The following is a 13,428-nucleotide window of genomic DNA, read 5'->3' on the forward strand; positions in this document are numbered from 1 at the left end:
TGTTACGCATAAAAAGAGACCACCTCCATAGTAGAGATGGTCTCTGATCTATCTAATTAACCCATTCATCAACTAAATCCTGATTTTCTTCAACCCATTTTCTAGCTCCCTCAATCGGTTCATCAGCATCATTTACGTAACTCATTAATTCACCGATCGATTCATCATCCATTTCCCAGTTTTTCAGCCATTGATCGACCTCTGGATGGTCTTCAGCAAAGTCTTGCCGCGTTGCAATAAATATTTCTTCTACACCACCATAGGTTTCTTTCGGATCTTCTAAAAACTTCAAATCCATCTCAGCAAATACACGATGTGGCTTCCATAAAGGAGCAACAATACTTCCTTTTTCTTTGATTGTTTCATCGATTTCCGTAATCATTGCTGGTTCAGAACTTGTGAGCAGTTCGTAGTCAAGATCATAATCCTTAATGACATCTTCTGTCACTTCCATTGTTCCTGCACCTGGATCAAATCCAGTAATTGCCCCTTCAAATTTATCTTTGTATTTATTTAAATCTTCAATACTATTCACTTCATCCATATATTCAGGAACAACTAAGCCAACTTTCGCATTATCGTACCAAGGTTCTTCAAAAAATGTAACAGTGTCTTTATATTGCTTTTTGTAGCTTGCATCCTGAACAGGGAGCCATACTTCAAGATTCACATCTAAATCCCCGCTCTCAAGTGCTGCCATAATTGTTCCCATATCAAGTAACTTCAGGTTTACATCATAGCCTCTTTCTTCAAGAATAACCTTCCACATATTCGTTGTAGCAATGTTTTCAGCCCAGCTGATCTGCGCCATAACGATTTCATCGTCATTTTTCCCTTCCTCGGAACTTGACGATTCATTCTCCGAATCACTGCAAGCCGCAAGTACGATCATTAGGATTGTGAATAAAATTACTTTTTTTCCCCATTTAAAATTCATTCTATTTATTCTCCTTGTTAAGTTTATGTTTCATTCATGTTTTGGTAAAAAATCAAAGATGCTTTCATTCCGAATACTCTCAACTAATCTTTCTAACCAATGATAATAAATTTTTGAGCTTTCAAGCATCTGATAGTACTCATTTGCTTCATCACGCATTTCTTGTGAGCAATATTGATCTTCCATTACTTCTTTCAAGTAAAAATCCGCCTCATAAATGGCTTCCATATTCATTTTTACTTCCCGTTCCCACATTTTACAATAAAAGGACATGAAAGAACGAAAAAAGTCCTTTTCTGCCATATACGTGTGTTTTCGTGAACCACGTTGAAATGTTTTTTTCACCATATCAATCTCTTGTAATTTACGTACACTGGTACTCATACTAGGTTTGCTCATTTCAAGCTCTTCCCGCATTTCGTCCAAATTCATCCGGCCTTTAAAATACATCGTTGCATATAACTTTCCAACTGAAGGAGTAACTCCATACAAGTCCATTGTTTCGGATATAGCACCAATAACTTGGTCTTTGGCATAATCTATTTTTTCTATTGCTTGTTCATCAGGTGACCTTTCCATAATTTCACCCCCATTTGACATTTAGTTTGTTTTGTTTATTAAATAAATATTTTACAAATTTAATGGTAACGGCTTAATTTTAAATGTCAAATGCCAAAACAAAATTCATTTCCTTTAGCGCATGCTAGGCTTACGTTGAAAAAAATCTATCTTTTTTTCTTTTTGACAAATTAAAATCAACATGATACATTTAATTTGTTCAAAACATTAAATTTTTATTTAACAAATTTAACATTTTTAAGGAGGGAGTCTATTGGACATCAAGAAGCAATTTATAGATGGGAAATGGGTTGTTTCCGAATCTAATAAAACAAGAGACATTATTAACCCTTTCAATAAAGAAATTATTGCGCGTGTTACGGAGAGTGATGAAGATGATGCTAAGCTTGCCATTGCAGCAGCAAGAAAAGCATTTGATCATGGCTCATGGCCTACAACTCCAGCAACTGAACGCGGACAAATTGTAAATAAAATTGCTGATTTAATTGAAAGAGACAAAGAAGAATTAGCTGAATTAGAATCTCTTGATACCGGTAAAACAGTAGAAGAAAGTCGTGGCGATATGGATGATATTGCTGGTGTATTTCGCTATTACGCAGAATTAGCTGATAAAGATGGTGGGGAAATCATCGATTCTCCTATTCCAAACTCTGTTAGTAAAGTGGTTCGTGAACCAGTTGGTGTATGCGGTCAGATTACACCATGGAATTATCCATTACTGCAAGCATCATGGAAGTTAGCTCCAGCATTGGCAGCAGGAAATACACTTATCATGAAGCCAAGTGAAATTACCCCGCTTACTTCTATTAAAGTATTTGAATTAATGGAAGAAGCTGGAGTTCCAGCAGGTGTTGCCAACCTTGTTCTAGGAGCAGGTAACGCAGTAGGTGCAGAACTCTCGGAAAATAATGATGTTGACTTAATTTCTTTTACAGGTGGAATAGAAACAGGGAAAAAAATAATGAGAGCGGCGAGTGATAATGTTAAAAAAATTGCATTAGAACTTGGCGGAAAAAACCCTAATGTCGTATTTGCTGACGCAGATTTTGATACTGCTTTGGACCAGGCAATGAATGCTGTTTTCTTCCATGCTGGACAAATCTGTTCTGCAGGAACAAGACTCATTGTTGAGGACAGGATTCATGATAAATTTGTCAATGCGCTAGTTGAAAAAGTAGAGAATATTAAGTTAGGCAGTGGTTTTGATGAGACTACGCAAATGGGGCCACTTATTTCAGAAGAGCACTTAAATAAAGTAATAAAGTATGTCGAAAATGGCGTTAAGGAAGGCGTAACCGTAGCAACAGGCGGAAAACGACCTGAGGATCCTAAACTGCAGGATGGATTTTTCTACTTACCTACAGTTCTAACAAACTGTGAAAGTAAAATGGATGTTGTTCAAAATGAAGGATTTGGTCCTGTCATTACGGTGGAAAAATTCTCTAATGAAGATGAAGCTATTAAACTAGCAAACGATTCAATTTATGGCCTATCCGGAGGAGTTTGGACAAACGACATTGCTAAGGCTGAACGTTGTGTAGCCAAGATGCGCATGGGCACCGTTTGGATTAATGAATTTAATCTTTATTTTCCACATGCACCTTGGGGAGGCTTCAAACAATCCGGCATTGGGCGAGAACTAGGAAAAGCAGGATTAGAAGAGTACACAGAAACAAAACATATTTTTCATAATTTAAAACCAGAACCTATCAACTGGTTCCAATAAATAAAATTAATAAGTGAAATGTTAATTATTAGGAGGAAAAAGAATGAGCTTAAATATGAAAGTAGAACAAATGTATAATTTCCATCAATTTGAATTACCAACAGCAATCAAGCACGGGATCGGCTCTATCAAGCATATTGGAGAAGAAGTGAAAAACCTTGGTGTTTCCAAAGTACTTTTAGTAACTGACCCTGGTATTTATAATGCTGGCGTAACTGCTCCTGTAGAAAAACATTTAGAAGAAGCAGGTATTGAAATTGTGTTGTTTAATAAAGTAGAACCAAACCCGCCAGTAAGATTAATTGCAGAAGGTTCAGCTCTTTATAAGCAAGAAAACTGTAATGGGTTAGTGGCAGTTGGTGGAGGTAGTTCCATGGATACTGCTAAAGGAATTGGTGTAGAAGCAACACATGAAGGCAGTGTACTTGATTACGAAGCAGCAGAAGGTAAAAAACCACTGGAAAATCGTATTCCACCTCTAACAACGATTCCTACAACTGCTGGAACTGGTTCTGAGGTTACACAATGGGCAGTTATTACAGATGAAGAACGTGAATTTAAGTTTAATACAGGTGGTCCTTTAATTGCGGCTCATTTAACAATTTTAGATCCTGAATTGCATATTTCTATGCCTCCGCACGTAACAGCAATGACAGGTATTGACGCTCTTGCACATGCAATCGAATGCTATACGATGCATTACGCACAACCGGTTACTGATGCAGTTGCATTATTAGCAATGGAATACGTTGGGAAATATATTCGCCGCGCTTATGCAGATGGTGGAGACCTAGAAGCCCGTTATGGAATGGCACAAGCAGCAATGTTAGCAGGACTTTCTTACGGTAGTGAATCAGCTGGCGCAGCACACGCAATGTCACAATCATTAGGCGGCATTATCCCAGTTGCGCATGGACAATGTGTTGCAGCAATGATGGGACCTGTTATGGAATTTAACTGGAAAGGTCACCCTGCAAAATTTGCACGAATTGCTCAAGCATTAGGTGTTGACACATTCCACATGACAACAGAAGAAGCAGCTAAAGCAGCAGTAAATGAAATGTACCAATTAGTAGAAGATCTAGATGTTCCATCTCTTGAAGAACAAGGCGTTTCACCTGATATGATCGATCGCCTATCAGAAGTAGCGATGACTGATCCACAAACTGTTGGGAATCCGCGTGACTTAACAGTAAAAGATTATAAATGGATTTACAAACGCTGTTTTAACCAAATTCCTAAGACACTATAAAAAATGCCATAACCGATGAACATTTAAAGTTTTCAGCAAAATAGAATAGAAAGCATGTAGAGTGAATGTGTATTCCTCTACATGCTTTTTTTATCAACATTCATTCCAGCAATGCCATCCAAGCTCGATCATGGTGCCAATCTACTTGCACATTTTTTTCAAAAAAATTTGTTAAGCTCGCACTATTTAATACTTTTTCCCTTTCCCCTTGAGCAAATACAGCTCCTTGTCTAAGCAATAATGTATGGCTGAATATCGGTAGAATCTCCTCGATATGATGTGTTACAAATAAAATCGTTGGACCTTCTTTTTGTGCAGCTAACCGCTTTATAGTAGCTAAAATATCCTCACGTGCAATAAAATCAAGCCCGCTCGTCGGTTCATCCAAAATAAGAACATTCGGTGAAGCCATTAATGCTCGTGCGATTAGAATTTTTTGTCTTTCACCTTGTGAACAAGTCTGATACGTCCGATCCTGTAAGTCACAGCATCTTAACTCCTCCATCAAGTGATACGCCTTTTGATAATCTTCCTTAGTTGGATCTTCGTAAAGTCCAATGGATGCATATTTTCCGCTAACAATAATATCTTGTGTTTTGTGCATTGGTCTGATTCTATACTCTAAAGATGAACTAACCCAACCAATGAATTTTCTAAGTTCTCGTATATCCGTCCTTCCAAATAAATTGCCTAATACACTAACTTTTCCAGACGTCGGCCATATATAGCCATTGAGCATATTTAATAAAGTCGTTTTCCCTGAGCCATTTAACCCTAAAATTGCCCAGTGCTCTCCCTTATTCACTTTCCAATTGATATTTTGAAGGATTAACTTACCATCTCTTTTCCAAGAAACATTTTGCATTTTTATCGTATGGTCCATCTACTATCGCCTCTTTATAATATGATTATAATCATAAATATACCAATTTTAAGAAAATAATAATAGAAATAAGATTTCATTCTTTATCATTTAACAAGCCAAGATACATGTTATACTTAGAAAAGAATAATTTATGTACAGAGGAGTTTTGTAAAATGATTAAAGTTAAAATGAACGTCCAGACCGCCTATCATGGCAATTTACTTCGAGCTGGAAAAGTATACGAAATCGATGAAGCAATAGCTAAGCGATGGATTGCAAGCAACATAGCAGAAAAAGCAGAAAAAAATTAAAAAATAAAGGAAAAGAGACCCTATCTTTAGAGTCCCTTTCCCTATCTATATGGAAAAACGCTACTTGTTTGCAAAAAATTCCTCAGCCTTCTCCAGGAATACTTCCTGATCAGGAGTTAAATCATACTCCTCTACAATAGCGTCTACCGGACAAACTGCTACACATGCACCACAGTCTATACATACATCCGGATCTATATAAAATTGATCTGGTCCTTCCTCAATGCAGTCGACAGGACATACGCTTACACATTCGGCTGACTTTTCCGGACCACATGGATCTAATATTACAAAAGCCATCTATATTCTACCTCCCTTTAATTCAATAGCTTATATGTTTCTCTTTCCAATGATACATGAGGCATCGATTACAAGTAAAGAGTTTAATATCGTTTATGTATCCTTCTCAAAATATAAATGATGGTGAAGAAGACAACCTGAATTAAATTGTGCCTCGCAGTACGGGCAAGTATTTCTGCAATCTCTATACGCCTGAATCGTCAATTCATTTTTACACGAACCACATAAAACTGCTTTTTTGCCAAATTCTTTTTTTGGCCAGACAGCACCTTTCCCACATCCATATTTTTGATGACAAAGGTAACATGGAAAATAAGCGTCGCAACAGAAAAATTTGATGGCAATAATATCTTTTTTAGTCTGATAATGTTCACAACGTGTTTTTTCGTCTATTGCGCCGTGTACAATAAATTGATCAATCTTCATGAAATAACTCCTCGTATAGTATATTTAGGCTTTTCTATTCAGCCTATTAACTCTTACAAATTTACAAAAATCTCATTGTTGATAACTACGTTACCTTTCACTACTGGCGGACGCTTTCCGCGGGCATGGCTTGAGCCTCCTCGGAAGAAACCCACTTCCTGCGGGGTCTCAAGACTCACGTTATTTCCGCAGGAGTCGCCGCCATCCGTTCCAGGTAACTCAGTTTGTGCATGAACAGTCTGCTGAGTGCTATGCCAAATACGCTGGACGATTCACGGCTGAGGATACTTCCCTGACACGAAATGGGAATCAATACCTGCGATATTATCTGGTTGAAGCCGCCAACTCGATAAGAAGGCATATTCCCGAACACAAAGACTATTACGCGAAAAAGTATCAGGAAGTACCGATACATCAGCATAAAAAAGCCCTCGCCCTAACCGCAAGAAAATTTGTGCGTTTGGTTGATGCGCTACTACGTAACAACCAAATTTACACGCCGAAAGGAGCATAAATAGATGAAGCATCATTAGCTTCCAAATCCCTTTATTTAATTTCCAGTAAATTACAATTAATTACTGGTTCTAGTTTGTGTTGCTTTTTTTAAACAAATTGAACCTTGATAATCAAATATTTAATTAATATTTTTTTGACATATCACCGCGGTCTTTTTTACTATTATAACATGCTTCCGCTTCCATTTATCATAACTATAGGTTTATGCCGAGGAACAAGTTGTCAATACTATAGGATATTTCCTTCTTTTTAAACCAATCTAAAATAGAGAATGTCAGATATTGAAAGGTGACGTATATAGGTGAATACGGCAAATATAATGACGATAATTGGTTTTGTTACCGTTGCCACTATTTTCTTTACAACGATAATAATTGGTATATATTTATTTATGATTGATAAAAGACAAAAACAGCATCCCATTTTAAGAAACTATCCTTTATTAGGAAGAGCAAGATATTTCCTCGAACAGATTGGACCAGAATTACGTCAGTATCTTTTTGACAGTGATTTAGAAGCGAAGCCATTATCACGAAAGGATTATAAAAATATCGTAAAAAGCGCCAAATATAAACGGGATGTTATTGGATTTGGATCGCAAAGGGACTTTGAAGAAGCGGGTTTTTATGTAAGAAATTCCTTATTTCCAAAACTAGCAGAAGAAATGGAATTAAACAAGGATGAGAAAGTGACAACAAACCGTTATATTTTACTTAAAAACCCCTTATTCACACAGCGTAAAGAAAAATTAGAGGAAGATACATCCATAAACTATTTACTAAACGATAAAGATGTTATTGTAATTGGAAAAAAAGCAAAGTATCCCTTTAAAGTTAAAGGTCAAATAGGAATGTCAGCGATGAGCTATGGATCATTAGGTAAGCAAGCGATAACAGCTCTTTCCAAGGGCCTTGGCATTGCCAAGGGAACATGGATGAACACAGGTGAAGGAGGTCTTTCTAAATACCATCTAAAGGGAGACGTTGATATAATCATGCAGATCGGTCCTGGTTTATTTGGTGTTCGTGACCTCGAAGGAAACTTCAACTGGGATGCATTATTAGAGAAAAGCAAAATTCCTCAAATTAAGGCATTTGAAATAAAATTAGGCCAGGGAGCGAAAACACGCGGAGGTCATATTGATGCTGAAAAGGTTAATGAGGAAATTGCCAGAATACGTATGGTTAAACCCTTTCATTCTATTGATAGTCCAAATCGCTTCCGTGAATATGATGACCTTCCCTCACTGTTTCAATTTATTAACCAAATTCGAGAATACACTGGAAAGCCAGTTGGCATAAAAATTGTTGTTGGCAGCCATCTTGAAGCAGATGATTTAGCGAAGAATATGAAAGAACTTGATCATGGACCTGATTTTATCACCATTGATGGTGGTGAAGGAGGAACAGGCGCATCATACCAGGAGCTCTCTGATAGCGTTGGTCTCCCCATTAAATCAGCATTGCCTTTAGTAGATCATGCGTTAAAAAAACATGATATTCGTGACCAGGTAACGATTATTGCATCAGGTAAATTATTTACTCCCGACCGCGTTGCAATAGCGTTGGCCATGGGAGCAGATCTTGTGAATATCGCCCGTGGATTTATGATCACTGTAGGGTGTATCCAAACCTTACAATGTCATTCAAATGCATGTCCAGTTGGTGTAGCTACAACGGACCCCAATTACAGAAGGCGCTTGTTATTGATGAAAAAAAACATCGAACAGCTAACTATTTAATTACCATGCGTAAAGGATTATATCGGGTTGCAGCTGCCGCCGGGATTAGTTCACCCGCACATTTTAAACCTGAACATGTTGTTTACAAAGATGAAAAAGGAATTATATGGTCTTTAGAAGAAATTTATGAATCAATTGTAAGAGAATAATCCTATATTAGTGGAAGTAGCTGATCAAATCACTTCCACTAATATAAGGAATGTGTAAAATACACAGTTCAGGAAAGAATTGTATACATATTTGATTTTAAACATCACAAAAACTCCAACCTGCCATATACAATGGCTATTACTAAAGCAATGATTTGTCTCTTCTACAGTTTCTCCTCCCTAAAAAGTGGTCAACAATTAATAGTAATGTTTAGTAGTTCAAACCTATTTAAGATAGGCCTAAACGCTGAGTTAAAAGTATTTCAAATAAACCAATATTCTTCTGCTTTGATTGGCGTCAAAATGAATATTTATATCCATTTTGTAAAATGTTATAGAATAGGCCATGTTATGAGATTATAGGGACATAACATATCCCAAAGAACCAAGAAATAGTACCTTATTATGCGTGAAGATGTAGATGTTTGTAAAGTTCAAGAGGGCGTAGTAGTTTCAAGCAGAGGAATGTAAGATTAGATGCATTTAGATACATGTCATTTTTACCGGAGTTTTGAACAACCCTTAATCAGGAAAATAAAGGAGCGATTCAGTGGATTTAGGAATATTTATTTCACTAGGCATTTATATGCTCGTCATGTTAGCAATCGGATATTGGTCGTACAAAAAGACATCTGATTTATCGGATTATATGTTAGGAGGACGTGGACTTGGCCCTGCCGTTACAGCATTATCCGCTGGTGCTTCTGATATGAGTGGATGGATGGTGATGGCATTACCGGGTGCCATGTATACCACGGGGCTTGCTAGTGCATGGCTTGCGATAGGACTTACTTTGGGTGCATATGTGAATTATCTTATTGTGGCACCTAGATTAAGAATGTATACAGAAGTTGCAAATGACTCCATTACGATTCCTGATTATTTAGAAAATAGGTTTCGTGATTCCTCTAATATGCTTAGACTTATTTCCGGTATTGTTATCCTCATTTTCTTTACCTTATATGCAACGGCCGGAATGGTTTCCGGTGGTAAACTGTTTGAAAGTGCGTTCGGGTTGCATTATAATATTGGTTTATTTTTAACGGTTGGTGTAGTCGTTGCCTACACGCTATTTGGTGGTTTTCTAGCGGTGAGCATGACGGACTTTGTACAAGGAATTATTATGTTCCTCGCATTAATATTGGTACCCATTGTTGCGTTTACAAGTGTTGGAGGAACACAAGAAGCTTGGAACCATATTCAACAGATTGACCCTTCATTGCTTGATTTATTCAAAGGCACCTCGGTTCTCGGAATTATTTCTTTCTTGGCATGGGGCCTTGGATATTTTGGGCAGCCACATATTATTGTCCGGTTTATGGCCATCAATACGGTTAAAGAATTGAAAACCGCTCGCCGAATCGGAATTGGCTGGATGGCGATTTCGATCATTGGCGCCATGCTCGTGGGGCTTGTTGGTGTGGCTTACTTTGCCGAGCGCCCTGGACAGCTTGGCGATCCGGAAACAGTACTCATTGTGTTTTCCAAAGTCTTATTCAACCCGTATATTACAGGGTTCATCCTGGCTGCGATTTTAGCTGCAATTATGAGTACCGTATCTTCTCAGCTGCTAGTTACATCAAGCGCTGTGACAGAGGATTTTTATCGAACTTTTTTCCGAAAAAAAGCATCCGACAAAGAACTCGTACTTATCGGTCGACTGGCTGTATTAGTCGTAGCAATTATCAGTGTTATCCTTGCTTATACACCAAATGATACGATTTTGGGACTTGTTGGAAATGCCTGGGCAGGTTTTGGTTCGGCATTTGGACCGGTTGTACTATTAAGCTTATACTGGAAACACATGACCAAATGGGGGGCACTTGCAGGAATGATCATCGGCGGTGTAACCGTTATAACATGGCTCCTGATACCGGGATTATCAGACTTTCTCTATGAACTCATTCCTGGATTCGCGCTCAGTTTAATCGCTGTTATTGTGGTTAGCATGTGGACTTCAAATCCGAAGAAACCGGTACAAAATCAATTTGAAAAAATGGAAGAAAAATTAACCACAGATACGTAAATACACTTTTTCTATCAAATGGAAGTGTCTATAAAGTCATTTCCATTCTTTTTTATAGAAAATATGTTACACCAGGTCCTAATGGAATGCCTAAAAATATAAAAAATAGTAATAATAAGATCCAAATTGTTTAAAAATCAAGAGCGCTTTGAATATCCTTTCTTTGTTTTAGCTGGCAAATCCATCACTCCTATCTAATATTTTCAATTTTATTAGCGATGAAAAAATACACATCATGGAGATGTGTATTTTAGTATAAAATAATATCATAATTTTTAAAAAGATTTATTTTATTTTTTATATTTAGCAAGTGCCTCCGCTAAGGCATTATTTTTAAAATCATCATCTTGTTTTTTTAAATACTTATTGACATCTTTTCTCGATACTTTATGCTTCTTTTCCCGCTGCTTTCGCTCATTAAAAGTAGATAGTTTTTCACGGTGACCGCATTTACAAATAAACATTTTCCCTTCCCCTTCACCGCGTAGTTCTAAACGCTTATGGCAGTTGGGACAACGTGCATTGGTTACTTTAGCGATATTTTTTCGATGCCCGCAGGACCTATCCTGACAAACAAGCATCCGGCCTTTTTTATTCTTTATTTCAAGCATTAATTTATCACACGCAGGACATTTCGTACCTGTCATATTATCATGCTTAAATTTCGACTCACTCCCCTTAATTTCTTGAACAACATCTTTGGCATATTCCTTCATTTCCGCGACAAAACGGTCCTTTTTCAGCTTTCCTTCAGCGATCAATTGCAATTTCTGTTCCCACTCCGCTGTTAAAGCTGGGGATCTTAGATCTGACGGGACAAGATCAAGTAACTGCTTACCTTTTGATGTGATAAAAATATGCTTTCCCCTGGTCTCCATGTATGCATTATGGAATAGCTTTTCGATAATATCAGCTCGAGTAGCTACAGTGCCAAGTCCACCTGTTTTATTGATTGTTTTTGCTAAATGTTGTTCCTCTTTTTCCATATAACGAACCGGATTTTCCATCGCTTGGAGTAAAGTACCTTCCGTAAAACGAGAAGGTGGTTGCGTTTCGCCATTTGTCAGCGATAGACGTACACTTGAAAATTTCTGTCCTTTATCTATAGCAGGTAAATGTTGTTCCTCTTTAGCTTCATCCTCTTCAAAACGAGAATCGTAAATTTCTTTCCAGCCCTGTTTCTTAACTATTTTACCTTTCGCTGTAAACGTTTCACCTGCAATATCAGCAGTGATTGTTGTTTGCTCATATTCATAAGGTGGTAATAAAACAGCTAAAAATCGTTTTACAACCAAGTCATAAATTTTTCTCTCTTTATCATTCAATTCTTGTAAGATAACAGGTTGTTCCGTTGGGATAATAGCATGGTGATCAGACACATTTGCATTATTAACTACTGCTTTAGATAATTTTAGTTCACTGCGCTGTATTTTTTTGGCAGCAGTTGCATACTGATCTACCCCGCATGCTTGAACGCGATCTTTCAATGTCGATACAATATCCGTTGAAATCACCCGCGAATCTGTACGTGGGTATGTTAAAACTTTATGTTGCTCATAAAGTTTTTGCATCAATGATAAGGTTTGTTTTCCGGAATATCCAAAAATCCGGTTTGCATCGCGTTGTAATTCAGTTAAATCATACAACTGCGGAGCAAATTTCTTTTTATATTCCTTTTTAATGTGCGTAACTTTTGCTGTTTTCCCTTTTATCCGGTTAAGCAACTCATCTGCTTTATCCTTTGAAAAAATGCGCTTATTATTCTTTACATCCTGCCATGTAAAGGTTATCCCTTGGTTTGTTTTTGCTTCAATGCCATAAAATTTGCGCGGCTGAAATTTATTAATTTCCTCTTCTCTGGCCGCAATCATAGCAAGGGTTGGTGTTTGTACGCGCCCACTGGATAACTGTGCATTAAACTTTGTTGTTAAGGCACGGGTAGCATTTAACCCTACATACCAATCGGCTTCTGAACGTGCGACTGCAGAATCGTAAAGATGCTCATACTTCTTTCCAGGTTTTAATTGTTTAAATCCATCCCGTATTGCTTTGTCAGTCACTGAAGAAATCCATAATCTTTTAATTGGTTTGGAAACATGCGCTTTTTTTAAAATCCACCGGGCGACAAGTTCTCCTTCTCTTCCTGCATCCGTTGCAATTACAATATTTTGTACATCTTTTCGATTTAATTGTGATTTTACGATACTAAATTGTTTACCAGTTTTCTTCATCACTACAAGTTTTAGTTTAGATGGAAGCATCGGTAAGTCATGTAAATTCCATGTTTTGTATTTATTATCATATACCTCAGGATCTGCAAGCGTCACTAAATGACCTAGTGCCCAGGTTACAACATATTTTGGACCTTCCATATAACCGTTTCCTTTTTTATTGCAATGTAGCACTCTCGCGATATCCCGACCAACGGAAGGCTTTTCTGCCAATACAACTGTTTTACTCACGATAAAAATCCTTTCTCCTTAAAACATATATTTATTCTTTACCTTATTATACGTCATCTGCTAGTTTAAAGTCTTTCCTTATGTTTTATTAGGTGATAGCCCACCCATATTGCCCCATATTACCATACACTAACTTAA

Annotated in this window: 10 protein-coding genes and 2 pseudogenes; 6 read left to right on the plus strand and 6 right to left on the minus strand. The window is 37.3% G+C overall.

Annotation, left to right across the window (positions count from 1 at the left end; translation table 11 throughout):
• Nucleotides 1-52 precede the first annotated feature (52 nt).
• The gene (locus tag J2Z81_RS08980) at nucleotides 53-937 is read right to left on the minus strand and encodes a glycine betaine ABC transporter substrate-binding protein (RefSeq protein WP_029269342.1); all 885 of its coding nucleotides are present in this window, start codon (nucleotides 935-937) and stop codon (nucleotides 53-55) included.
• 30 nt (nucleotides 938-967) lie between these two features.
• Entirely contained in the window at nucleotides 968-1,516 is a 549-nt protein-coding gene (cudC, locus tag J2Z81_RS08985; protein WP_029269343.1) for a choline uptake/conversion transcriptional regulator CudC, read from the minus strand.
• A 253-nt stretch (nucleotides 1,517-1,769) separates the two neighbouring features.
• Here cudC and betB point away from each other — a divergent pair, with 253 nt between their 5' ends.
• Together betB and J2Z81_RS08995 are read left to right on the plus strand one after the other, a co-directional pair.
• Nucleotides 1,770-3,242 (plus strand): betaine-aldehyde dehydrogenase, encoded by a 1,473-nt coding sequence (gene betB / locus J2Z81_RS08990; protein WP_029269345.1) that lies wholly within the window; start codon nucleotides 1,770-1,772, stop codon nucleotides 3,240-3,242.
• Nucleotides 3,243-3,285: 43 nt separating this feature from the next.
• Nucleotides 3,286-4,494, plus strand: coding sequence for an iron-containing alcohol dehydrogenase (locus J2Z81_RS08995; RefSeq protein ID WP_226371200.1), 1,209 nt, complete (start codon nucleotides 3,286-3,288; stop codon nucleotides 4,492-4,494).
• A 100-nt stretch (nucleotides 4,495-4,594) separates the two neighbouring features.
• Here J2Z81_RS08995 and J2Z81_RS09000 read toward each other — a convergent pair whose 3' ends face one another.
• Nucleotides 4,595-5,377 carry an ABC transporter ATP-binding protein gene (locus J2Z81_RS09000; protein WP_029269350.1) on the minus strand — a complete coding sequence of 261 codons (783 nt, stop codon included), beginning with the start codon at nucleotides 5,375-5,377 and terminating at the stop codon, nucleotides 4,595-4,597.
• A 155-nt stretch (nucleotides 5,378-5,532) separates the two neighbouring features.
• Here J2Z81_RS09000 and J2Z81_RS09005 point away from each other — a divergent pair, with 155 nt between their 5' ends.
• Nucleotides 5,533-5,670: a hypothetical protein gene (locus J2Z81_RS09005; RefSeq protein ID WP_198020934.1), complete on the plus strand. Its 138-nt coding sequence runs from the start codon at nucleotides 5,533-5,535 to the stop codon at nucleotides 5,668-5,670.
• A 60-nt stretch (nucleotides 5,671-5,730) separates the two neighbouring features.
• Here the strand turns inward: J2Z81_RS09005 and J2Z81_RS09010 are convergent, their stop codons facing one another.
• Together J2Z81_RS09010 and J2Z81_RS09015 are read right to left on the minus strand one after the other, a co-directional pair.
• Nucleotides 5,731-5,970 carry an indolepyruvate ferredoxin oxidoreductase subunit alpha gene (locus tag J2Z81_RS09010; protein ID WP_029269352.1) on the minus strand — a complete coding sequence of 80 codons (240 nt, stop codon included), beginning with the start codon at nucleotides 5,968-5,970 and terminating at the stop codon, nucleotides 5,731-5,733.
• Nucleotides 5,971-6,063: 93 nt separating this feature from the next.
• Nucleotides 6,064-6,396: a CHY zinc finger protein gene (locus tag J2Z81_RS09015; RefSeq protein WP_029269354.1), complete on the minus strand. Its 333-nt coding sequence runs from the start codon at nucleotides 6,394-6,396 to the stop codon at nucleotides 6,064-6,066.
• 262 nt (nucleotides 6,397-6,658) lie between these two features.
• Here J2Z81_RS09015 and J2Z81_RS09020 point away from each other — a divergent pair.
• The 3 genes and pseudogenes from J2Z81_RS09020 to putP all read left to right on the plus strand — a co-directional run.
• Nucleotides 6,659-6,910, plus strand: a pseudogene (locus J2Z81_RS09020) (transposase); the annotation flags it as partial.
• A 303-nt stretch (nucleotides 6,911-7,213) separates the two neighbouring features.
• Nucleotides 7,214-8,802 (plus strand): annotated as a pseudogene (locus J2Z81_RS09025) (FMN-binding glutamate synthase family protein).
• Nucleotides 8,803-9,352: 550 nt separating this feature from the next.
• Nucleotides 9,353-10,828, plus strand: a complete 1,476-nt coding sequence (gene putP, locus J2Z81_RS09030; RefSeq protein WP_226371201.1) for a sodium/proline symporter PutP — start codon at nucleotides 9,353-9,355, stop codon at nucleotides 10,826-10,828.
• 290 nt (nucleotides 10,829-11,118) lie between these two features.
• On the opposite strand, the gene J2Z81_RS09035 is transcribed toward putP, so the two are convergent.
• The gene (locus J2Z81_RS09035) at nucleotides 11,119-13,290 is read right to left on the minus strand and encodes a DNA topoisomerase III (protein WP_029268270.1); all 2,172 of its coding nucleotides are present in this window, start codon (nucleotides 13,288-13,290) and stop codon (nucleotides 11,119-11,121) included.
• Nucleotides 13,291-13,428: the final 138 nt, after the last annotated feature.

This window comes from Virgibacillus alimentarius (assembly GCF_017874635.1).
Classification (GTDB): domain Bacteria; phylum Bacillota; class Bacilli; order Bacillales; family Amphibacillaceae; genus Virgibacillus_B; species Virgibacillus_B alimentarius.

What these genes read in the sequence shown, in the direction of transcription:
- J2Z81_RS08980 (WP_029269342.1), bottom strand. Translation starts at nt 937, where the DNA reads ATGAATTTTAAATGGGGAAAAAAAGTAATTTTATTCACAATCCTAATG.
- J2Z81_RS08995 (WP_226371200.1), top strand. Translation starts at nt 3,286, where the DNA reads ATGAGCTTAAATATGAAAGTAGAACAAATGTATAATTTCCATCAATTT.
- J2Z81_RS09000 (WP_029269350.1), bottom strand. Translation starts at nt 5,377, where the DNA reads ATGGACCATACGATAAAAATGCAAAATGTTTCTTGGAAAAGAGATGGT.
- cudC (WP_029269343.1), bottom strand. Translation starts at nt 1,516, where the DNA reads ATGGAAAGGTCACCTGATGAACAAGCAATAGAAAAAATAGATTATGCC.
- J2Z81_RS09015 (WP_029269354.1), bottom strand. Translation starts at nt 6,396, where the DNA reads ATGAAGATTGATCAATTTATTGTACACGGCGCAATAGACGAAAAAACA.
- J2Z81_RS09005 (WP_198020934.1), top strand. Translation starts at nt 5,533, where the DNA reads ATGATTAAAGTTAAAATGAACGTCCAGACCGCCTATCATGGCAATTTA.
- J2Z81_RS09010 (WP_029269352.1), bottom strand. Translation starts at nt 5,970, where the DNA reads ATGGCTTTTGTAATATTAGATCCATGTGGTCCGGAAAAGTCAGCCGAA.